This is a genomic window from Bacillus sp. B1-b2 (assembly GCF_009183415.1).
GTDB lineage: Bacteria > Bacillota > Bacilli > Bacillales > Cytobacillaceae > Niallia.
In genome coordinates, this window is record NZ_WEHU01000012.1 from 1 (window position 1) to 23141 (window position 23141).

The window sequence follows — 23141 nt, forward strand, 5'->3', positions numbered from 1 at the left end:
TTAGAAAGGATCAGTCATGATTTTTGAGTGATTCTTTCTAACACCCCACCAAACGAAGTGCGGTAGTAGCTGGAGAAGAAAAATATCTCATTTTTTTGTGTCTACTTTCTTGACAGAAGACCAAATGATAGCCTGAAATGGTGGATAGGAAAGAAAAAGGTCGTTCATAAGAGAAATGATAGCCTGAAATGGTGGATAGGAAAGAAAAAGGTCGTTCATAAGAGAAATGATAGCCTGAAATGGTGGATAGGAAAGAAAAAGGTCGTTCATAAGAGAAATGAAAGCCCGAAATGGCGGGTAGGAAAGAAAAAGGTCGTCCATAAGAGGAATGAAAGCCCGAAATGGTGGGTAGGAAGGAAAAAGGTCATTCATGAGAGGAATGAAAGCCCGAAATGGCGGATAGGAAGGAAAAAGGTCATTCATGAGAGGAATGAAAGCCCGAAATGGCGGGTAGGAAGGAAAAAGGTCATTCATGAGAGGAATGAAAGCCCGAAATGGCGGGTAGGAAGGAAAAAGGTCATTCATGAGAGGAAAGAAAGCCCGAAATAGCGGGTAGGAAAGAAAAAGGTAGTTCATAAGAGGAATGAAAGCCCAAAATGGCGGGTAGGAAAGAAAAAGGTCGTTCATAAGAGGAATGAAAGCCCGAAATGGTGGGTAGGAAGAAAAAAGGTCATTCACAATTAAAAAGAACAATCATATTTTCACTACCTTTTCAATTTATACATAAAATTAATATAACAAGAACAAGCTAAAAAATATTCTGTTAGAGCTTACAAGCTATAAATCTTATTTCTAAAAATAATTAATTTATTGTAAAATAATGGTTAATTATACATTTTTATTCTTAATTTTTGATACTTTTATTGTAGATAACTCGTCATAGAAATACACTTTCTGGGTATATATAAAAAATAATAGAATGAAGAATAGGAAGTGGTCAGCCAATGGGCAAAACCCTATTAACAATTGTAGTTCCATGCTTCAATGAAGAAGAGATATTTGACGAAAGCTATAAGAAGCTCAGAAATGTATTAGCTGATTTAATTCAACAACAATTAATAAGTGGTGATAGTCAGCTGCTTTTTGTTGATGATGGGAGTATGGATTCCACTTGGGATAAGATTGAGGGTGCAACCTATTTCGATTCACTTGTTAGTGGTATTAAGCTTTCTCGAAATTTTGGGCACCAAAGAGCATTGTTAGCAGGATTAGAGGAAGCGGCGAAATTTTCCGATTGTGTCATAAGTATTGATGCAGATCTTCAAGATGATATAGGCGTTATTAGAGAGTTTGTTATTCAATATTTAAAAGGAAACGAAGTGGTTTATGGAGTTAGAAGTAAGCGTGAAAGTGATACATTTTTCAAGAGAAATACAGCTCAAGTATTCTACCGACTAATGGGAAAACTAGGTCTCTCTGTTGTTTATAATCATGCTGATTATCGGTTATTAAGTAAAAGAGCTATTGAAGAAATGCTTCGTTTTAAAGAAGCTAATCTTTTTTTAAGAGGAATTGTTCCTTTATTAGGCTTTAAATCTACTAAAGTTTACTATGAAAGAACTGCCAGAACAGCTGGTGAGTCGAAATATCCTATTCGGAAAATGTTAGCATTTGCATTAGATGGCATTACTTCCTTCAGTGTAAAGCCTATCAGGTTTATTACATTAATTGGATTTTGTTTCTCCCTTATTAGTGTTGTGGCAGGTGTATACACTTTAATCCAAAAATTCACTGGTCAAACAGAATCGGGTTGGGCTTCTATTATGATCTCACTATGGTTAATCGGAGGTCTTTTACTAATTAGTATTGGGCTTATTGGAGAATACATAGGAAAGATTTATGAAGAAGTAAAAAGTCGACCTCGATATATAGTAGAAAGTAACGTATCAAAGCATATGAAAAAAAAGTCTATGGTGAATAATAAATGATGGACAAGTCCTTTTTCACCTTTTTGCTAGTGGGCATTCTTAATACCATGATAGGATTATCTTGTATCTATCTCTTTTTAAATATAGTTCAGTTGCCATACTGGGTGGCAACTTTCTTAGGAAATGCAATAGGTGCTTGCATTAGCTATTTTTTGAATAAACGCTTCACCTTTAAAAGTGATTCCAGAATAGCAGCAAGTGCTGTCCGCTTTCTTTTTGTCGTATTACTATCTTATTTAATTGCTTATAAAGTGGGCTTAGAAATAGTAGGATTTTTCATAGGGGAAATGAACAGCTTACAAGACTATATGGATGAAATTGCCGTATTGTTGGGTAGTGGATTTTATACGTTATTAAATTACTTTGGACAAAAATACTATGTGTTCCCAAGTAGAGAGGAAAATACTAGGGCTCTAAAATGAACAAAATAAAAATGCATGTAAAACAAGAACAAACATATATCGTGATTTCTTTGATCATTATTTTGCTATGGGTATCGCCTTATTTCCTATTAAATGAAAATGCACATATGCGTGTACATGATAATTTAGATTCCAATTTAGGCTGGTATCAAGTCATAAAAGATAATGACCTTGCGTTTGCTCCTATTAATACACCAGTAGAGCAAATAATGAATGGAGAATTTAATAGAGATACCTATTATTCTGAATACTATGCGATGGTGTTTTTATTTCAACTTTTTGATCCTATGATTGCCTACGGCTTCAGTCAAGCTATTACAAGGTTTATTGCATTTCTAGGATTGTATTTATTATTAAAGAAGTATGTTTTAAAAGAAAAGCATCATCAACACTTTTTGATTACCATTGGTGTTGCTTTAACCTTTAGTATAACTCCTTATTGGCCTTCTGGAATGCTTAGTATTCTTGGTATGCCACTAGCTTTATGGAGCATGCTAAATATCCGTCAAGGGGAACGAAGCTGGAAGGACTTTATAGTACTTACACTATTACCATTCTTTTCAACTTTTGTCATTGGTTTTTTCTTTCTCCTAGCAGGAATAGGGCTTTTATGGCTGTATGATGTAATAGTGAAGCGAAAGTGGAATTGGTTCTTTTTCCTAGCAATTGCCTATATGACAGGTGTGTATTTACTTATTGATTATCGGTTAGTGATTTCCATGATAATGCCAGCTTCTGATGCATTAACAAATCGAGATGTTTTTTTTCAATCAAAGAATAACTTTTTAGAAACCATACGCTTGATTGGTAAAAATTATGTTGTTAGTCATAATCAGGACCGAACGATTCACCAATTTATCATTCTACCAATCTCTCTTATTTGTTTAGTCGTAGTCATCATAAAGAAAACCTGGAAAGAGCATAAATTATTTGTATTGTTACATATCTTAAATCTTTTCCTATCTACTTGGTATGCCTTCTGGTTCTATGAAGGATGGCAGCCGTTAAAGGAAAAAGTAGGTATTCTTACAAGTTTTAATTTTGGTAGATTTCATTATCTTCGCCCAATGATTATTTATTCTTTATTTGCACTCTCATTAAAAATGATTTGGGATAATAGAAGATATGGAAAAAGATTGGTTTATCTATTACTTGTTGCTCAGCTTGCTGTATTAGTTCCATACAATGAACAAGTTCAATATCAAAATCAACCAACCTATAAAGCATACTTTGCAACGAAGCAATTTGACCAAATAAAAAGGTATATTAATCAACCCCTTGATCAATATAGAGTAGTTAGCATTGGTATGCACCCAAATGTTGCTCAATATAATGGGCTATATACACTAGATTCTTATAGCAATATCTATCCACTAACATATAAGAATCAATTTAGAAAAATTATTGAACCAGAACTAAACAAAAATAATGCTTTGAAGGCATATTTTGATGATTGGGGTGGAAGAAGCTATATTTTTGTGGATGAACTGGGGAAAAACTATCAGTATTCTAAGAACTCGGAAAAAGAAATAAATAATCTTACGCTTAATGTAGACCAGCTTAAGGCAATGGGCGGACAATATGTTCTCTCTGCACTACCTGTTAATAATTCTGAGCAAACAGGTTTAAGATTTTTAAAGGAGTTTGAATCGGAGGAAAGTTATTGGCATGTGTATTTGTATGAGGTGAGGTGAGAAAGAGATACGATAGGAAAATTTTTCTTGAAAATGAAAAGGGAACAGCTAGCTAAAAAGCAGTTAGTTCTTCCCTTTTATATGTGTAGAATATTCGACCATTTTAGGAGAAGTTATGGTGAAAGAGAAGGAAGAGTGAACAAAAAGAAAGTCCTCACGCATTTCTTAATAGATGCGTAAGAACTTTCCCTTGCTTACAATTCAAAAGAAACAACTTTCCCTTCATTCACTGCAATTAACCCAAAATCTGTAATCTTTAAAGCTGGACTAACAGGCAGGGACAAGGTGCTTAAAGACATGATCACATTATAATGCTCATAACCAAGTGATTTTAAGGAAATAGTTAACTTTTCTACTTGGGAGGAAATCACTTCTAGTGGCTCTTCTGAAAGAATTCCTCCAACAGGAAGTGGTACCATTGATAGTATTTCCCCGTTATGAACACAACAAATTCCACCTTGGTTTTTAATTACCTCATTAGCAGCTAGTTGCATATCCTTCTTATCTTTGCCAACTACTAATAGATTATGATTATCATGAGAATAGGTTGTAGCAACCGCACCTCTTTTTAATATATCTCCACCAATTAACCCGTGGGCTCTATTGTCATTCTTTCCATATCGTTCAAAGGTTTTAATAAGACTATATGGGCTCTCACTCCATGCTAGTTTACCATCTATCGCAGGCAATGTAGCTTGCTTCTCTTTAGTAAAAGTAGAACCGTTTTGAACCTCTATTGTGCGGACTGTAACAGAATCTTGATTGCTCTCCAGCTTTATATCAAAATCATCTTCCTGCAGTGGAGAAAGTTTGACACTTTCATAGAATGAAGCAGGGAATTGTTTAAGTGTTGCATTTTGCACATATGGTAACTGGCTGTCAAACACTTTTTTACCATTTTTATATACAGCATTCAGAGTAAATTCAGCTAGATTATCAACTAGTAGAAAATCTGCTATTTTACTAGGAGCAATGACTCCTCGATCGTACATTCTCATATGCATTGCAGGGGTATAGGTACATGCGTAAATAGCATCCTCCTTAGACATTCCCATGGAGATTGCTTTTTTCAATAAAACATTTAAATGTCCATTTTGTTCTAAGTAATCAGCCATGACATCATCTGTAACAAAGCAAAAATGCTCTTTTACAGGATTTTCGATTAAATAGTTCATTACTTCTGATGTCATTGATTTTTCTTGGATTTCTAGGAACATGCCAATAGCTATTCGTTCCTTCATGCCCTCAACTGTTTGATGTGTATGATCAGATCCAACTCCAGCATAAGCAAGCCCTTGTAATTCCGTATCCAGTAATTTTGGAACATGTCCTTCAATAATTAATTGAGGATAGTGCTCACGAATATAGGAGAGAATTTGATTTGTTTTGCTAGATGGCTTAGTGAGCACATCATAATAATTCATGATTTCTCCTAAGCACTTAATGGACTCTGTTTGCATTAATTCTTCGATATCTTCTATTTCAATGGCACCACCTGTTGTTTCCATTGTTGTTGCAGGAACAGAGCTTGGAATACCATAGAACATATCAACAGCTTGGTTTTTACTTGCTTTAATCATTTCTTTTACGCCTGAAATACCAAATACATTTGCCATTTCATGTGGTTCAGGAACAATGGTGGTAACTCCGTTTTTTATTAAACCATGAGAGAAGGTTGCAGGAGTTACCATCGTACTCTCAATATGCAAATGGATATCGATTAAGCCAGGGATAATATATTTTTCATCAGCACTTACAACCTCATCTGCTTGGAAAAAATCCAGACCCTTTTGTCCAACATAAAAGAATTTACCATCTTTTATTGCTATGTTTTCATTTCGAAATTCTTTGAAATAGCTATTAAACACCATCCCATTTAAAACGAGTGTGTCTACTTGCACAAGTAAAACCTCCTTCATCCCCTTAATGTGGGGAAAGTGAAAACCTATATGGGAAAAATACATTGTAGAATAGTTTTAATAAGAGTGGTGATTGTAATTTGATAGTCTTAGCTGTTCTTTTTAAAGATGTTTTGTGTGTAGTTGGGGAGAGAGTCCTGCTCAGAGCCCGCCTACCCGTTTTTAAGTAAAAAGGGAAGAGAGAATCCAGCTCAGAGCCCATCCCCAGATTTTCAAATGAAAAGAGAAGAGAGAAGGCCAATCAAAGCCCCCTAAAGCCATTCCCCCCATACTAACATCCCCAAAATATCACTCATCCCACTAACTACTCCACAAGAACCAATTTATCCTCAGGAATAGTCACTGTTACACTTTGTCCGTTCTGGAATGGCTGCACCATTTCTTTGTTGATTGTAAATTCACCAAGAGCAGTTTCTACCACATATTGATAGCTTCTTCCTAGGAATGTAGTGATTTTAATTTTTCCTTGAATACTATTTGCGATGATATTTGTATTAGCTTCTAAAATAAAATCATCTGGACGAATGGCACCAACTAACTTACTCGGGTTATCCATATGAGCATGGCTATTGACAGTGAAGATTGAGCCTGCTTTTTCTAATTCTATTTTGTCACCATTTGTTCTACGGCTATCAAAAGAGATAAAGTTCTTAAAACCAATAAAATCAGCGACAAATTTTGTTTCTGGATATTTATAAATGGTTGCAGGATCACTCAATTGTTCAATCACGCCTTGATTCATAATGGCTACTTGATCAGATATGGAAAAACACTCTTCTTGATCATGAGATACATAGACGGTTGTTATTCCTAGCTCCTGTTGAATTCTACGGATTTCTACACGCATGTTTACTCTTAAGTTTGCATCTAGGTTACTTAAAGGTTCGTCAAATAATAGGATATCTGGTTCAATGACTAATGCTCTTGCGATTGCTACACGCTGTCTTTGTCCACCTGACAATTCCCCAGGGAATCTAGTCTCAAATCCTTTTAGATTCACAATCTCTAACATTTGATGTACACGTTTTTCGACTTCTTTTTTTCCAACCTTGCGTAATTTTAAACCAAATGCAATATTGTCAAATATAGATAGATGAGGAAACAGTGCATAGTTTTGAAATACAAACCCAAAGTTCCTTTTGTTTACAGGGACTTTTGTATAATCCTTATCCTCAAACATAAATTTTCCTTCACTAGCTTCTAAGAAACCAGCAATTAATCGAAGTGTAGTTGTTTTTCCACATCCACTTGGACCAAGTAAGGAAACAAGTTGTCCTTTTTCTATGCTTAAATTAAAATCTTTTAATATATTTTTCTTTTCATATGCTACTGATACATTTTCTAAAGTAAATAAAGCCATATTTATCCTCCATTATCTTTTCGTGAAATAAGACAAGCCCATTAATCTTTCTACTGCGAACATAAAGATGGCTGTAATCAACATTAACATGACAGAAATTGCTGCAACGGTAGGATCAAAATAATTTTCTACATATAACAGCATTTGAATTGGGAAGGTGCTCACTCCAGGCCCTGTCAAATAAACAGAAATATCCACGTTATTAAAAGACTCTAAAAAGGCGATCATCACAGCGGCGATAATGCCTGATTTTATGTTTGGTAAAACAATGCTAAAGAACGTCCCTATCCGTGTTGCCCCAAGACTAAGTGCCGCTTCTTCGATAGAAAAATCAAAGTTTGATAAACTAGAAGAAATCACACGAATAATAAATGGAAGCATGATAACGGTATGTCCGATAAAAAGGGATAAATAGATAGGTAGATTGTATGTTACGACAATATAGCGTAAGAACGAAAAACCTAGTACAATCCCAGGGATAAGGATAGGAGAAACAAATATAGCATTTATAATTCCTTTGCCTGCAAAGTTAAAGCGGCTAAGCGCATAGGCTGCGGGTACCCCAAGTAATAATGCTAAAATGTTTCCAAGTAATGAAACCAAAATAGAAGTCTTAAATGTAGTTAAGAACATTTCCACTTTGAAGATATTTTCATACCAACGAAAAGAGTATTCTTCTGGAGGGAACTTCAAAATGCTTCCGCTCTCGAAAGAAGTAATGGATATTATGACAAGTGGCCCTAGTAAAAAAATAAAGACGAGGATAGTAAACAGGGCCAATCCTCTATGTTTCTCCTGCATACACATTTACCCCTTTGGATTTAATTTTCTTGCAACGCCGTTCATAATGGAAATAATGATAAAGGTCACTACAATCATGATAGTAGCTACAATAGAAGCAAGCTTCCAATCATTTAATGTAATCGCATTTTGATAAAGAAAGGTGGAAATAACGCGCTGTTTTCCTCCTAAAAGTGCAGGGGTGGTATATGCCGTAAAGCTACCCACAAACACTAAGATACTGCCGATTACAAGTCCAGGAACGCATAATGGCACAATGATTTTCATAAAAGCTGCAAGTTTAGATGCGCCAAGACTTTCTGCTGCGCGTAGTAAATCACCATCGATATTCTCCATTACACCCACTAATGTGACAATAATTAAAGGAAGAAATAAATGAATTAAACCAATAATGATGGCATTAGGAGTATATAAAATATTAAGTGGTTCTTGTATAAGCCCAATACTCAATAAAGCTTTATTTAATACACCATTTTTTCCTAAGATAATCATCCAGCTAAAAGAGCGAACAACTGGGCTTGTTAATAGAGGGAAAATCGTAAATAGTAAAAGTACGGCTTTTCTTCTGCTTGGAAGCTTTGCAATATAATAAGAAACTGGAAATCCAATCAGTATACAGATGAGCGTGGTGAGTAAACTTACGCGTAATGTAGTGAAAAGAATGTCAATAAAGTAATCATCTTTGAAGAAGGTTATATAACCTTCTAGACTGAAGCTTCCTTCATTATGAAAGGTTGTTCCGATCATGGATAATATCGGAATGATTAAAAATACGGTTAAAAATAAAACTCCTGGAAGCAATAGTAAATATAAATATCTTTTCTTCAAGTTCTCACTCCCTTTCCTCAAAATGGCCATTTAAAATATCAATAAACATTTTAAAGAAGGCTTCATTATCTACTTCTAAGGAAACCAGTAAATTTGCTTGTTTGTTTAAACGGTTTTGGAAGTCACACACAAGCTGCCCATCACATAGTTCACTCCTCGTTTCTATATCTACATAATGCCATTCTGTTTGCACCAGTTCTTTATTTAGCGCAATAGCAACTGCAAGTGGGTCATGCATGGCACAAGCATGGACTCCATATCTGGCGTTATATTTCTGTTGATAATCACTAGTGCTTTGATCAATATAATCGGCGATTTTTTTATCGCTTAGTAACTTAATATGGTCTTTTGTTAATAGCGCTTGTCTTGTCACATCTAACCCAACTTGTGTAAGAGACTGGAAGCCTGCATGCAGCACTATCTTGACAGCCTCTGGATCTACATAGCTATTAAATTCAGAGGTTGGCGTGACATTGCCACCCCCTTTTACTACACCGCCCATGAAAATAACCTCTTTTACATGTTTGGTTATCTGAGGACATTTTTTAATAGCAAGAGCTAAATTGGTTAAGGGACCTGTAAACACTAAAGTAACTTCTCCTGGGAAACTTAAGATGGAATTGATTAGAAAGTCAGGTGCAAAGCCATCACTGACAGGGTGAGTGACATCTGTATCTTTTAAGGCACCGCCTAAACCATCTTCTCCGTGAATTCGATGCTCAAAGAAAGGTTCACGAAGAAGGGGAGTAGAAGCCCCTTTTACGACAGGTATAGAATTAGAATTTAATAGATCTAGTATTTTGCAAGTGTTGATGGTAGCTTGATCTAATGATACATTACCATTTACAGTAGTAATTCCTAAGATATCGAATTTCTTGCTTTTAACGGCAAGTAGAATGCCAATAGCATCATCAATGCCAGTATCTACATCCAATATTAGCTTTTCTTTCATGATGACCCTCTTTTCCATTATTGAACAAGCTCGCGGTTCCAGCGATCAATCCAACCCTTTAAGCTATCATTTACAAATTTCATATCAACCGTATTTAAACTAGAAATAACATCTTCGCCATAAGTTAACCCTTCTGCTTCTTCAGAGGATAGTTCTACTTCTGTGTTTACAGGCGAATCTACTTTGTTCTTAGCAGATTTTTCTTGTGCTTCTTTTCCTAAGATATAGTTAATGAATTTCTCCGATAGGTCTTTTTGGTCTGAGCCTTTTACAATATTCATCGTATTCATTACAGCATAGCCGCCTTCTTCTGGAGAGATGAACTCTGCATTAGGAACTGCGTCTTGTAAGTCTGCAAAATACATTTCCATAATAGGACCAGCAGCAATTTCTCCTTGTGCGAACATATTTACAAATTCAGATGTTTGACCATATTCTTTTACAACGCTTGGAATTAATGTTTTTAATTCTTCAAAAGCAGTATCTTCATTAAATGTTGATTCTCCATTAACCTTTGATGCTATATCTACCATCATTGGACCAGTAGTAGAAGTAATGCTTGGAATAGTAATTTTTCCAGCTAAATCATCTCTCCATAAGTCTTTCCAAGACGTGATTGGGCTGTCTACTTCATCTGGATTATAAGCAATTCCAAATTGAGCAATTGTGTAGGCAGGACCATATTCTTCACCAAGTGGAGCTTTTGCAGACTCATAAATATTTTCTAGATTAGGTATGTTACTGCGATCTATAGTATCAAATAGTTCATCTGCAATTCCTTGTTGCGCATAATAATCGGATAGGAAAATAACATCCACATCTGAGTTTCCTTGACGAACCTTATTTAGGCGGTCTGCATTATTACCTGTATCTAAAACGATCTCTACATTATTTTCTTTTTCAAATGGAGCATAGATTTCACTTCTGAAAAAATCTTCATTGAATCCCCAAGTGGAGATAACTAGCTTTTCTTTTTTTCCTTCACTGCTTGTAGTATCGTCTGATCCACAAGCTGCTAATAATAATAGAGATGATGCTGCTACTGCACTAAATAGTTTTTTGATTTTCATGTTTTTCCCTCCGATTGGTTTCATTAAATTGGTGTAACATTTTCCTTGCTGGCCTGATGATATGAAAAGGTTGTATGCACATTTATGGAAAAGCAACCTAGCAAAAAAAGACAATCTTAAATAGAATCATTCTTCTACTTAAGATTGTCTTTTCTTTGTAAACAAAGATTAAACTTATCTTTTGTATATATCGGCGTTCTTGCTTAGATAAATCCAAGAAGAAATCCAAAGTTTAATTTTTTTGCAAAACAATATTTGTAAAAGCAAGCTGTGTGAACGAATCGTAATCTCTAAGAATCGCTTCAATATTCCATTTTGTATTTGCTTCTAGTTGTTCTTTAAGCTTTTTCTTAAAAAGTAAGGATAAATGAAAGTCTACCTCTTTTTTTAAGCTCGGTATCTCCCCTTCAAGAGCAGCAGACCGAGATGCACGAGGATGTTTAGCTTGAAGTGTAATTACATTTTGGTCAATCGTCACCTTTAATAAGGTAGTACCAGCACCAAACAGTTCTTTAGAGATTTTATTATAGATTTGGGAAAGAAATCTCTTCATTTCATTAGTATCGATGAAAAATCACCTGCCAAACTATTGATATTGGTTATTATACATATTATCTTGGTTATTTTCAATAGAATGTGCGGAATTTTGTCGAAAAAAATCGGTAGTAATGGATTTTGTAGAGATTAGTAGAATAAAACACGAACTTTATAGTAATAGGGGCATGTTCTCGAGATTACCTCGGAAACCCCGAAAAAGCTAATAAATGCATGTAGTAAACATAATATACTGATTAAATATTTACTAGTCTTTTGTCAGATTTTCTTACTTCATTTAAGTGCTTCTTGTATCTTATTAGAGATTATTAATTAGCATCTCTTTACGATTTATTCATTTAATCTTTACTTAAAGTGGAAATTATCTTAACAATTTCTTTGTATATTTTAGTTGTATACAACTTGAATACCAGTGAGGTGGATGAGCTCTGATTGCAAATGTTACATAGAGTTAATAGTTAGTTACTTAGGAAGTGGATTTTGGATTGGGAATAATAGTTTTTCATAAAGTCATGATGTCATTTTTAAAATGAATACAGAAAAATTCGATGAAGGAGATGTACAAAATGAAGAAAAAATTATCAACATTCTTATTATCAATAGGGCTATTATCTACTTTGGCAGCATGTGGAAATAATGAAAGTTCAGCCACTACTAAAAATGAGGGATGGCCAGAAGAATTGACTTTGGTTCAAATGCCAAATGAAAACAATCCTAAAGTAGCCTCTATGCATAAAAATCTCAGTGAATATCTATCAGAGGAATTAGGTATTGAAGTAAAGGAATATGAGGGCGGAAGCTATGCGGTTGGAATTGAAGCTTTAGCAAGTGGTAATTTAGATGTCATGCTTGGTAGTCCGATGAGCTATTATCAAGCAAATCAATTGGCTGGTGCTGAATTGTTAGTCACTCCTCAAGTAGAGGGAACTAGCTATTATACAGCATTTATTGCAAAAAAAGATAATGATCAAATTAATGATTTAGAGGATTTAAAAGGGAAAAACTTTGCATTTGTTGATGCAGCTTCCTCATCAGGTTATCTATATCCAAAGGGAACACTAGTTAAAGAGTTTAATCTAGATCCAGCTTTAGTGGAGCAATCTGGTTACTTCTTTGAAAATGTAACTTTTTCACAGTCTCATCCAAATAGCCTTATGGGTGTAAAAATGGGAGATTATGATGCAGCTGCAGTAACAGGGGGTGCGCTGGATATGATGATTGATGCAGGTACGATTTCAGAAGACGATTTTAAAATTATTGGTCGAACAGACGATATTCCAGATGCATCGTATATCGTTAGAAAAGATTTACCAGAGGATTTTATTACAGCTTTAAGAGAAGCATTTGTATCGTTTGAAGATGAGAAATATTTTGAAGCAGTTCATGGTGATCCAAATGCTAGATTTGTAGCAACTGAACAAGATTATTATGATTCTACTCTTACCATGCTAGAAGAAATAAATGCATTAGAGGAATGAGCCGATGAAAACACTATTATCTATTAAAAACTTAGTAAAAGTTTATGGTGAAAATACGCTAGCTTTAAATGAAATTTCATTAGATATTTATCCTGGAGAATTTATCGTAGTAATTGGACCATCTGGTGCGGGTAAATCTACTTTTATTCGATGTTTAAATCGACTTGTTGACCCATCAAAAGGAGAAATTGTATTCGATGGCCAACACCTTGAGAATTTAAACGGACGAAACTTACGGAAAGTAAGATCAAAGATTGGAATGATATTTCAACACTATAATTTAATCGGTAGAACCAATGTCATCAAAAATGTGTTGCATGGTCAACTAAGCAATACCCCTTTATATAAGAGTTTATTTGGCTTATATGATTATGCGGACAAGAAAGAGGCTGTTGAACTGCTAAAGAAGGTAGGACTAGAAGATCAGATTTATAAACGTGCAGATGAGCTTTCTGGTGGCCAGATGCAAAGAGTTGGAATTTGTCGTGCCATCTTACAAAGACCGAAATTACTGCTTGCAGATGAGCCGATTGCATCACTAGATCCAATCTCTGCCAATATTGTCATGCAGCAGCTTCATAGTATTTCTCAGGATAAGAAATTAACCTGTATAGTTAATTTACATCAAGTAGATTATGCTAAAAAGTTTGCAACTAGAATTATTGGAATTAAAAAAGGTGAAGTTGTCTTTGATGGGGCACCATCTAGGTTAACAGATGACATCATTCAGAAGATTTACAAAGGAAAAGAATCTCAGATGAAGCTACAAAGTGAAACTGAACCGATGATAGATAAGAACGAGAAGATATTAGTAGCTGTGGGACAAAATGATGAATAATACACCACTTACTATACCCATTCATCAAAGGAATTCAAAGAAAATATATGCTGTTATAGCAGTGATTCTCGCTGTATTGATTTTCTCTGTCTTTTACCTAGAAATTTCTTTTGTAGAGTTGCTTTGGGGCTTGCCTAATTTTATTATGTTTTTCTTTCAAAAGTTCTTTCCACCAAGCTTAGAAAATATAAAACAATATATCCCAGCAGTATTGGACACATTAGGATATGCCGTTATTTCAACCTATTTTTCTACGTTTATAGCTTTTATTTTTGGCATTCTAATCTCTGAAAATACCAATAAATTTAAGAGTTTAAGAATAATTACACGTAGTTTTATTTCCATATTACGAAATATACCATTTATTATTTGGGGAGCCTTATTAGTCTATATATTTGGAATAGGAGGAATTGTGGGGGTTCTTGCTTTAATTCTTGTAACAATTGGTTTTCTAAGTAAGAGTTATGCAGAATCCATTGATGAGATATCTAAAGATAAACTAGAAGCATTACGAGCAAATGGTTCTAGTTATCTTCAAATCTTATTCCATGGTATCATTCCTCAGTTTATTCCAGCATGGATCAATTGGACATTGTTTGCTTTCGAAATTAACGTTCGAGCTTCCGCTGTACTTGGTCTGGTAGGTGCTGGTGGTATTGGTGTTTTAATTACTACTAATATTAATTTATTTAAATATGATGAGGCACTTACAATCATAGCGGTTGTTGTAAGCATTATTTTGTTAACGGAGTTTGTAACCAACTCCATTCGTAAAAGAATTGTCTAATCAAAGGGAAGGAGGCTAGTAATGGAACAAATTCGTGTTACCGCAAAAGGAAGTGTTAGTAAAACTATTCTTCTTGTATTCCTATTGGGAGTATTATTCCTAGTTTCAGTGAAGGTTATTGACTTAGATTTCCAAAAGTTTTATGAACGTTTAGAAAATGTTCCTGAAGTAATTGGGAGAATGATGGCCATTGATCTCTCCATCGTTCCAGATGCATTATTGAATTTAGTAACTAGTTTATCATTAGCTTTATTAACCTTGTTTGTGGCTATCATATTAGCTATCTTACTAAGCTTTTTAGCAGCTTCTAATATTGCACCTAATCCATATGTCGCCATTTTTATAAAAGGATTTTTCGCCATTATACGATCCGTTCCTGCATTGGTTTGGGGATTGATGGTCATTGCAAGCCTTGGATTTGGCAATGTATCAGGTTTTGTTACGATTTTAATTTCTGCAGTTGGTTACCTGACTAAAACTTTTACTGGGAGCATTGAAGAGACAGGAACAGAGATAATCGAAGCTATGAGATCAACAGGTGCCTCTTGGTTCCAAATCATTTGTCACGGACTGATTCCGCTTTGTATTACCGCTTTTACAGCATGGATTACCGTATGTTTTGAAATGAATGTTTCAGAGTCCATTGGATTAGGTATCATCGGTGTTGGAGGGATTGGTCTACTTTTAAACCAAGCCATTAATACATACAATTATGGACAAACAACTACGATTGTTATCATGATTTGTTTACTCATGATTGTAATTGAACTCGTGATGACTAAGATCAAGAACACAATAAAATTTGGAAAAACAAATTAGGAGGTACAAAAAAATGAAGAATGCAAAATTAAATTGGGTTCGATTACCACTAAAAGGAATTGAGAACTGTCGTGAGCTAGGTGGATATAGTACGCAAGTTGGACAACAAACGAAATGGCATACTTTTTTAAGGTCTAGTGATATGAGTAAGCTCACTAAAGACGACATCAAGTTCTTAGAGGATTATGGAGTAAAAACCATTATTGATTTAAGAGGAATAGATGAACTGGCAACTCATAAAAATCCACTTGCTGAAGAAAATTTTTGTGACTATCATAATATTCCACTTATTACGACACAGGTTTCGGATATTACCTTCTCAACAGCCTTAGAAATGTCTATTGGAAAATTTTATGTTGACTTGCTAGAACAAAATGATATGTTAAAGAAAATTTTTGATGTGATTGGCCATGCGGAAGAAGGTGGCATTATCTTTCATTGTCAAGCTGGTAAAGATAGAACGGGATTATTAGCTATGCTATTGTTAGGACTAGTAGGAGTAGAAAAGAAAGATATAGTTTCAAACTATGAGGTCACTTATTCTAATTTAGAATCCATGCATAATCTAGAGACCGTGTATGAGAACGTTCCAAAGGAATTTTTATATTCTACTCGAGATAATATCATACTTGCTTATGATTATATTATTCAAAACTATCAAAGTTTTGACCAATATTTACTATCCAAAAACGTGGATCAAGATGTTATAGACAAAGTGAAGGAACGATTATTACATCAAGAGGAAACTGTTATACTATAAGAAGTACTTGGATAGAAAAAAGAAGTGTTCCTACACTTCTTTTTTTATTCCTATTCTTAACAATTTATTTCATAAATATACTTAAATGGATTATTATAGGATGATAGAGAGATGGTACTTTAGTATGAAAGGACTTTGGAAGAATGGCACAACAATCATTGGTTGAAATTGCATATACAAAAATCCATGAAAAATTAATTCATGCTCATTATTTACCAGGGGAAATTTTGTCGGAAAACATACTAGCAAAAGAATTTAATATGAGTAGAACGCCTATCAGAGGAGCTATTTCACGATTAGAGTCAGAGGGATTTTTAACCTCTATGAAAAATCGAGGGATTATAGTGAAAGAAATTTCTCTCAAAGAAGCGTTAGAAATTAGTCAAGTCATTCTATTTTTAACTGAGTTTACTGTTGAAGAAGTTGTTACAAGAGGATTTAGCTTTAATTTAGAAGAATTGAAATGTTACTTAGACCAACAATTACAAGCAGAAGAGAATGACGAATATTATAACTATATTCAGAACCACATTTTGTTTACCCGTTGTATGATTTCCACTGTAAATAACAAAATTATGTTAGACTTTATGGATTCCTTAAAAGATAAATTTGTTCGAATGGCAATGGTCAATTGGCGACTGACCCCACAACAAAAACACTACTCTGCTAACCAAATCAATCAATTTATATATTCAGCTTTATGTGAGCAGGATTATGCTAGGGTGAAGCAAATTTGTCGAGATTCTTTCATAAGTACAAGAGAGAGAATTTTTATGTCTGGTCTTTCGCTCTAATATACTAATTTGTAATTAAACATGGATACCCTAAAAAGCTTCCTTTTGGTAATCGGAAATGGATTGAGATGATAAAATATCAGATTATTTGTATATAAAGATAGGTATATCTAATGAAATGAGGGTTGACTTCAAAAAAGTTATTTAGAGAATAATTTTTTGAAGTCAACCTTCTGCTTTTTAATAAATGGATATATTTCTGGATGTAAATATAGGGTTATGTCCTATCTTTTAGTTTAAATACCTTATTCATTTTCATTCTTATTAGAATATTTATAATCATCTCTGTTCATTGGTTCGTTTTCTTCTGAGATTTCCATTCCATAAGCAAGCTTGTTAATAGTGGATTGTGGAATAATAAGTTCTTCCTCAGCAGCAGTATGGCGTAGCATGTAGTGAACATAAACTTCTCCAATAGTCACTATGATTGCAGAAATAATACTTCCCCAAGCAATTTGTAGATAATTATTTAAGACAATATTTCCAAATAACCAAACAATCCCATAAGCCAGAAAGAAATCAATTATTAATGATTTGGTACTGCCTAAAGTAGGAAGGATCATTTTGTCTACAATAAGGAAAGACATAATGGTTAAAGCCAAACTAAAGGATAGAATTTCTGCCAAGCTTGCGTCAAAAAATAAATCTAAGCCAATGGTGTAGGCAACTACTGAAATGGTCATTTTTATTAAAAATGCTTTTAAGTTCATATCCAACCTCCTAAGCATATTTTTTTATAATAGATGAAAAACTATGCGTGGAACTTTTCAATTTATATTTAAATTACTTGAAAAGAGAAAAGAAATAAGCTTTGCAAATTTATTTAGAAAAATAAAAAAACAAGGGCAATGTATATCCCTTGTTTGAAGTTGCTTTTTTAAAATTTCCATTTTCCTTCTTACAAAAACTGACTATTAGCTTGCACGAAAAATTGCGATTGTTGATAGTTATACGTCACAATGGAATAGTTAAAAGGGTGGCCGTTTGTAAGGTGAAAGATACTTTCTGCTACTAATTTAGGTAAGTTCTCTTCTAAGCCTAAGTAATCAGCTTCCTCTTTGCTTAATTGGTCTATATGAAAATATAAATCAGAAAATCCAACCTTTAATCCTAATGCTTCTGTAATGTAATGAAAAATCGATTCTGTGACAATCTCTTTATTTAAATACGTAATAATGGATTTATTAAAATGAGATTCCTCTAGACATAGAGTTTTTTGATCGATATACCGAATTCGTTTTACATAATAGATATCTTCCTCGATATCAACTTGTAAGTTAGAAGCTACCTCTAATGTAGGTTTTCTAATATCTAACTCCAATACTTTTGATGTAATGGAGAAATCCTCCAAATATTTTTTAAAGCCTTGATTAGAGAGAAGGCTTATATAGCCTTTTCTATTTTGCCTCCTTACAAAAATTCCACTTCCTCGTACTTGAAAAACAATGCCTTTTCTTTCTAATAAATCCAATGTTTTTGTAATGGTACTTTTGCTTACACTATACTGTGCCATCAATGTTTCGATAACTGGTAGCTTACTTCCTTGCTTTAGGTTGTTTTCTTCTATATATACTTCTATGTCATGTGCGATTTGTTGGTAATTTAACATGGTTATACCCCATTTATTCATTCTAGTTAGATTGAATTATAAGAACTTCTATTGGCTGGAGTAGAATTTTTCCTAAAGGAGACGAGCTTGAGCCGAATGAGGATGGGCTAAAATTTTATGATGACGTGTTTGATGAACTATTGAAATATGGCATTTAGGATTTAGTTACTATATGTCTACTACTGTGAAGAGTGATGTGATAAACGGTCAATCTGGAGATATCGTAAACGGTGGTTTAATGAACTCTGTTGAAAATCCGTATATTAAATCAAGTGACTGGGGATGGTCAATTGATCCAACTGGTCTTCGATATACATTGAATCGTTTCTATGATTGCTATCAACTTCCACTTTTCATTGTAGAAAATGGTTTTGGAGCGATAGATAAAGTAGAAGAAGATGGTTCTATCCATGATCCAGAAAGAATTCAATATCTAGATGCACATATAGATGCACTAGAAAAAGCGGTGAATTATGATGGTGTAGACTTACTAGGATATACACCTTGGGGAATTATTGATATTGTTTCCTTCACAACTGGAGAAATGAAAAAACGTTATGGAATGATTTACGTTGATTGTGATAACGAAGGGAATGGATCGATGAAAAGAATGAAAAAGGATTCTTTCGATTGGTATAAAAAGGTGATTGAAGAATCTCTTTGATTGATATGAAGTGGAAAGAGTTTTGCTGTAGTATGTTTAATGGTTATTTCAGAATTATATGCTTTTACACTTATTTCACTTCGAAATATGAAAACCAACAAAGTACAAGTTCTTTGTCGGTTTCAATTTGTTGAAAAAAGAATAGGTCCATAAGAATTCGAATAATTTATATGGCATTAGTCTGTCGAGAACTTGTATAGGTAATGAACTAACGGAATAGGGGGATGATTTCCGTTACAGGGGTTCGCTTTCCGTGGGGCTCGCGCTGAGCCGCGGTCTGCCTTTGGCCTGCAGGGTCTCAGCTGTCTCGCAGATCCCACAGGAGTCTCACCCCTTCCACTACAATCATCTGGATAAAAATTCTAATTTATCTTTCTAAATGACTTTTGCTTCAAGCTGATGCCATAGTTCTTTATGGGATATTAGATTTTGTAAGGATTTCGTTGGTCAACCTATTCGAAAGGGATAGAAGACTTACAACTGGTTCATTACAAAATCTCAATATATGTCCATAGACAATTTGTTTTTCATATGAGCGTATCCCTACCTAAATGTTTCTTGAGGTACCCACCCTAATAAGCCATTTTTCTTTATTAAAGTATATCCTCTACATGTATCGTCTACTATAGATAGTTTCTCTCCTTTTGTAACATTTAGTTGTACACAGGATACATCGGCTTTCACACAGTATCCATCTTCTCCAGAGATAATATATTCATTTTTCACATAGTATTCAAATCCTGTTTCTACTTGTTTACAAAGAGTAAAGTATTCCATTTTTTCTAAAGGAATAATAGAGTAGTTAGGATAATTAATGGAACCTAACATTTTATTGCTGCTTGAAAATCTTTGACTGCTATCTTAGTAGGAAAGTGGTCGACATATGTGTATGAAAAATGTTTATTTTCTATAATAAGTGCGTTTAACTGTCCCGTTTGCTTCACTACATTTCCGCCATCTATTGCAATGATTTTTTTCTTATCATCTATTATAGGATTATCGGATGGAATATCTGTGGAGTAATTGATAACTGGCCAATGACCAACTACCACATACTTGTTGGCTTGATGCTTTTTACTCAAAAAGGAAGGAATAGTGATAGCTGTCTTTCTAGGTGTATCTTGCCAGTTTGATATATCCTCTAAACCTGCATGAACAAAGATGAAATTTTCTGTTTCTATAGCAGTTGGTAGCTGGTTTAGCCAGTCTATTTCTTTTCTATATTGCTTCAATAAAATTGCTTTTACTTCTTGTGCAGTTGAAGTCTCTGTGAGGATATATCCAACTGCCTCTAGCCACTCCTTCATAATAGAATTTCTATGAAGTAAATAGTTTATGATTTGAGGGTTTTCGTCTAGAAGCTCTTCTACTAATGCATCGCAATTACCTTCCGTGATATGAACTCTTGAATTGTTAGTAGAAAGACTCATGATTAAATGAACAACCTCTGCACTATTTTCACCTTTCTCACACATATCTCCATTTATGATTAGGTAATCCTTCTCTGTAAAGTCCACTTTTTTTAGTAACTTTTTAAAAAGATGTATCTCTCCATGAATATCAGAAATGACAATTATTCTACTCTCTTTAGGAATACTTACTTTTTTTATCTTTTCCACATTGAGATCTCCCTTTACCTGTTGTTAAGATGGAATGTTTACCATGATTTGGTCTTTGTTAAGTAAATTATAATACTATTTCCAGTAGTATTGTAGATTTCTTGAAAGGTTATTTACTAATAAAGAGTGTGAGATAGAATGGAGGAAAGTTAAATACATATATTTTTTAGCATAAGGGGTTAGTAAGAATATATAGCTATTTTAAGTAGGGATGTGTCTAAAGTAGTTATTTTATAAGAGGAATAAGCAAAACAACTAGTATACACAAAGTGCGTATTTATTAGCTGTTTTGCTTATTGTATTCAGAAGGGACTACTTTATTTGGAAACTGTTACTCTTCCATTATCTGTTCTTAATATTATTTTATTCGTGCCATCTCCAATAACAGTACTACCACTATATTGATTTAAGATATCAACTGATCCATTATCAACACTAACATCAAAGGTTGTATTAATCGGATCTTTATCAGTTTCTACTTCGATTCTGCCATTATTAGACTCTAATTGTATGTTTCGTTCTAAATCAGCTGTTTTAAAAGAAACCCTCCCGTTATTCGTTTCACCTTTAATGGTACCATCTACATATTCAAAGGATATTCTTCCATTATGGGATTGAACTTCCGTTTGTTGTGTCTGAAGATCTTGAAGTACAATTCGTCCGTTATCGGTATTAACTTGTAAGGTATTAATTTTTGCATCATTTATAGCAACTGCACCATTATTTGTTTTTACATGTAAAGCCTCATATTCTTTCTCTGGAAGGAGTATTTTTAGTGTAGTAGGTTCTGAGTAAAAATCAAAGGTAAATAGATCAAATGCATGTTCTTTGTTAACATTAATGACAAGGTTGGAATTATTGACTTCTGCTGTTAATGTTGGTGTATTTTTATTTTCACCAGTTAGTGCAAGGGATATTTCTTCATTCTTGGTAGGTTCAATTTCTATTTCTGCATTATCTGCTTTAATTTCTAAAGAGTTTATAGAATTACTGTTTATTGTTTTATTTTCCGAAAAGGAGGCATTTTTTTCTCTAAATTGGAAGGTTAAAAGTCCGCCAACTGTACCAACAATAATGAAAAGTATTGCTAAATAGGAGATTTTTTTCTTATTCATTGTTTTTTAATCCACCTTTCACAAGAGATACATTAAAGTTTAAATATCGTACAAGGCCATTTATGGATAATCTAGTAACATTGCGCATACCCCTGCAAATGAATATACCTAATCCACATAGAGCCAAGGAAGCAAACAGTTCAAATAGCTCAAAGGAATCGAGTTGGAGAATAGCACTAATAATCACTAACGGTGGAGAGAGTATAAAGGAAATACCTGCAATCCAACCAGAAAAGATAAGAGAAGCAATTGCAATGAAGGGACCAAGTACAATAATAAGATTGAAAAAGCCTAAACCAATTGCTGCCCATATCGCTCGCATGACATTGCCAACTGTTCTATTATTCTCTACCTTTTCAATATAGTAGGTAGCTTTTATTTCTTTAGCGATTTGCTGTGGAGATCCAAGTGATGCTGAAATCTCTTCTTCTGTTTTGCCTTCCTCTAATCCGAATGCAAAATGCTCTTCATAATCCTTTAGAATTTCTTGTATTTCTTGCTTGCTTAATTTATCCAGTGATATGGCTAACTGTTTTAAAAATTGTTCTTTATTCATGGATTAACACCTTCCTTGATAAGTTCATTCACTCCATTTGTGAATTCATTCCATTCTAATAAGAGTTCTTGAAGATATATCCTTCCTTTTTCTGTTAATTTATAATACTTTCGAGATGGACCTTCTGTAGATTCTTGTAGGTAAGTAGTAAAGTATTCTTCTTTTGTTAATCTTCTTAAAAGGGGATATACAGATCCTTCAGAAATTTCTATCTGATGGGATATAGCTTGCACAAGTTCATATCCGTAGCGATCCTTTTTATCCAATAGAGCAAGCACACAGAGCTCTAATACACCTTTTTTAAATTGAACATTCATATGAATCATCCTTTTATATTTTATTCAGTACTAAATAATAAACAGTACTGAAAAACAACTTCTTAGCTATAATATATCATCAACTATTATTCATTGCAAGGTACTAAATATTATTTTGTTAATTTTTTCATAAAAGAGCAAGAGAATATATCTCTTGCTCATACTGTTGAAAAACAAAATTGTCTATGGACAATTTGTGAAAATAGAGATAACTCCCCTCGTAACACAATGGAAAACGAGGGTTTTTTCTATGTAC

Annotated in this window: 22 protein-coding genes and 2 pseudogenes; 11 read left to right on the plus strand and 13 right to left on the minus strand. The window is 33.9% G+C overall.

The annotated features are described in order from the left end of the window. Positions 1 to 944: 944 nt before the first annotated feature. The 3 genes from F9279_RS13015 to F9279_RS13025 are packed head-to-tail and all read left to right on the plus strand — an operon-like array spanning position 945 to position 4044. Positions 945 to 1928, plus strand: coding sequence for a glycosyltransferase family 2 protein (locus tag F9279_RS13015; RefSeq protein WP_152113678.1), 984 nt, complete (start codon positions 945 to 947; stop codon positions 1926 to 1928). Beyond that, positions 1925 to 2350, plus strand: a complete 426-nt coding sequence (locus F9279_RS13020; protein WP_152113680.1) for a GtrA family protein — start codon at positions 1925 to 1927, stop codon at positions 2348 to 2350. Before F9279_RS13015 ends, F9279_RS13020 begins: the two co-directional genes overlap by 4 nt. Beyond that, positions 2347 to 4044: a DUF6044 family protein gene (locus tag F9279_RS13025; protein WP_226793488.1), complete on the plus strand. Its 1698-nt coding sequence runs from the start codon at positions 2347 to 2349 to the stop codon at positions 4042 to 4044. Before F9279_RS13020 ends, F9279_RS13025 begins: the two co-directional genes overlap by 4 nt. A gap of 194 nt (positions 4045 to 4238) precedes the next feature. Here F9279_RS13025 and F9279_RS13030 read toward each other — a convergent pair whose 3' ends face one another. The 7 genes from F9279_RS13030 to F9279_RS13060 form a co-directional block, all read right to left on the minus strand. Beyond that, the gene (locus F9279_RS13030) at positions 4239 to 5945 is read right to left on the minus strand and encodes an adenine deaminase C-terminal domain-containing protein (RefSeq protein WP_152113682.1); all 1707 of its coding nucleotides are present in this window, start codon (positions 5943 to 5945) and stop codon (positions 4239 to 4241) included. Positions 5946 to 6267: 322 nt separating this feature from the next. Then, positions 6268 to 7323, minus strand: coding sequence for an ABC transporter ATP-binding protein (locus tag F9279_RS13035; protein ID WP_152113684.1), 1056 nt, complete (start codon positions 7321 to 7323; stop codon positions 6268 to 6270). A gap of 12 nt (positions 7324 to 7335) precedes the next feature. After that, positions 7336 to 8124, minus strand: a complete 789-nt coding sequence (locus F9279_RS13040) for an ABC transporter permease (RefSeq protein WP_152113686.1) — start codon at positions 8122 to 8124, stop codon at positions 7336 to 7338. Positions 8125 to 8130: 6 nt separating this feature from the next. After that, positions 8131 to 8952 (minus strand): ABC transporter permease, encoded by an 822-nt coding sequence (locus F9279_RS13045; protein WP_152113688.1) that lies wholly within the window; start codon positions 8950 to 8952, stop codon positions 8131 to 8133. 4 nt (positions 8953 to 8956) lie between these two features. Beyond that, a complete protein-coding gene (locus tag F9279_RS13050) occupies positions 8957 to 9904 on the minus strand; it encodes a nucleoside hydrolase (RefSeq protein ID WP_152113690.1) in 948 nt (315 codons plus the stop codon). Positions 9905 to 9921: 17 nt separating this feature from the next. After that, positions 9922 to 10974 (minus strand): ABC transporter substrate-binding protein, encoded by a 1053-nt coding sequence (locus F9279_RS13055; protein WP_193224562.1) that lies wholly within the window; start codon positions 10972 to 10974, stop codon positions 9922 to 9924. 232 nt (positions 10975 to 11206) lie between these two features. Further along, positions 11207 to 11527 (minus strand): DUF2294 domain-containing protein, encoded by a 321-nt coding sequence (locus F9279_RS13060; RefSeq protein WP_152113692.1) that lies wholly within the window; start codon positions 11525 to 11527, stop codon positions 11207 to 11209. Positions 11528 to 12095: 568 nt separating this feature from the next. Between F9279_RS13060 and F9279_RS13065 the strand changes: the two genes are divergently transcribed. The 6 genes from F9279_RS13065 (at position 12096) to F9279_RS13090 (ending at position 17005) form a co-directional block, all read left to right on the plus strand. Next, entirely contained in the window at positions 12096 to 13007 is a 912-nt protein-coding gene (locus F9279_RS13065) for a phosphate/phosphite/phosphonate ABC transporter substrate-binding protein (protein ID WP_193224563.1), read from the plus strand. Positions 13008 to 13011: 4 nt separating this feature from the next. After that, positions 13012 to 13845 carry a phosphonate ABC transporter ATP-binding protein gene (gene phnC, locus F9279_RS13070; protein WP_152113696.1) on the plus strand — a complete coding sequence of 278 codons (834 nt, stop codon included), beginning with the start codon at positions 13012 to 13014 and terminating at the stop codon, positions 13843 to 13845. Continuing rightward, the gene (gene phnE / locus F9279_RS13075; protein WP_152113920.1) at positions 13838 to 14632 is read left to right on the plus strand and encodes a phosphonate ABC transporter, permease protein PhnE; all 795 of its coding nucleotides are present in this window, start codon (positions 13838 to 13840) and stop codon (positions 14630 to 14632) included. The genes phnC and phnE overlap by 8 nt, the downstream gene beginning before the upstream one ends. Before the next feature lie 21 nt (positions 14633 to 14653). Continuing rightward, positions 14654 to 15451, plus strand: a complete 798-nt coding sequence (locus tag F9279_RS13080) for a PhnE/PtxC family ABC transporter permease (protein ID WP_152113698.1) — start codon at positions 14654 to 14656, stop codon at positions 15449 to 15451. 13 nt (positions 15452 to 15464) lie between these two features. Next, on the plus strand, positions 15465 to 16211 hold the full coding sequence (locus tag F9279_RS13085; RefSeq protein WP_152113700.1) for a tyrosine-protein phosphatase: 747 nt from the start codon (positions 15465 to 15467) through the stop codon (positions 16209 to 16211). Positions 16212 to 16354: 143 nt separating this feature from the next. Continuing rightward, entirely contained in the window at positions 16355 to 17005 is a 651-nt protein-coding gene (locus F9279_RS13090; RefSeq protein WP_152113702.1) for a GntR family transcriptional regulator, read from the plus strand. 245 nt (positions 17006 to 17250) lie between these two features. On the opposite strand, the gene F9279_RS13095 is transcribed toward F9279_RS13090, so the two are convergent. After that, on the minus strand, positions 17251 to 17715 hold the full coding sequence (locus tag F9279_RS13095; protein ID WP_152113704.1) for a YndM family protein: 465 nt from the start codon (positions 17713 to 17715) through the stop codon (positions 17251 to 17253). 188 nt (positions 17716 to 17903) lie between these two features. Further along, positions 17904 to 18614, minus strand: coding sequence for a GntR family transcriptional regulator (locus tag F9279_RS13100; protein ID WP_152113706.1), 711 nt, complete (start codon positions 18612 to 18614; stop codon positions 17904 to 17906). Positions 18615 to 18679: 65 nt separating this feature from the next. Here F9279_RS13100 and F9279_RS26255 point away from each other — a divergent pair, with 65 nt between their 5' ends. Together F9279_RS26255 and F9279_RS13110 are read left to right on the plus strand one after the other, a co-directional pair. Further along, positions 18680 to 18772 carry a family 1 glycosylhydrolase gene (locus tag F9279_RS26255; protein ID WP_413463211.1) on the plus strand — a complete coding sequence of 31 codons (93 nt, stop codon included), beginning with the start codon at positions 18680 to 18682 and terminating at the stop codon, positions 18770 to 18772. Then, positions 18766 to 19278 (plus strand): annotated as a pseudogene (locus F9279_RS13110) (family 1 glycosylhydrolase); the annotation flags it as partial. The gene F9279_RS26255 and the pseudogene F9279_RS13110, both read left to right, overlap by 7 nt. A gap of 543 nt (positions 19279 to 19821) precedes the next feature. Here F9279_RS13110 and F9279_RS13115 read toward each other — a convergent pair. The 4 genes and pseudogenes from F9279_RS13115 to F9279_RS13130 all read right to left on the minus strand — a co-directional run bounded on the left by F9279_RS13115 (position 19822) and on the right by F9279_RS13130 (position 22885). Beyond that, positions 19822 to 20897: pseudogene (locus F9279_RS13115) on the minus strand (metallophosphoesterase). Between the two features lie 317 nt (positions 20898 to 21214). Next, entirely contained in the window at positions 21215 to 22012 is a 798-nt protein-coding gene (locus F9279_RS13120; protein WP_152113708.1) for a DUF4097 family beta strand repeat-containing protein, read from the minus strand. After that, positions 22005 to 22568 (minus strand): HAAS signaling domain-containing protein, encoded by a 564-nt coding sequence (locus F9279_RS13125; protein WP_152113711.1) that lies wholly within the window; start codon positions 22566 to 22568, stop codon positions 22005 to 22007. The genes F9279_RS13120 and F9279_RS13125 overlap by 8 nt, the downstream gene beginning before the upstream one ends. Further along, on the minus strand, positions 22565 to 22885 hold the full coding sequence (locus tag F9279_RS13130; protein ID WP_152113713.1) for a PadR family transcriptional regulator: 321 nt from the start codon (positions 22883 to 22885) through the stop codon (positions 22565 to 22567). Before F9279_RS13130 ends, F9279_RS13125 begins: the two co-directional genes overlap by 4 nt. Between the last annotated feature and the right edge of the window lie 256 nt (positions 22886 to 23141).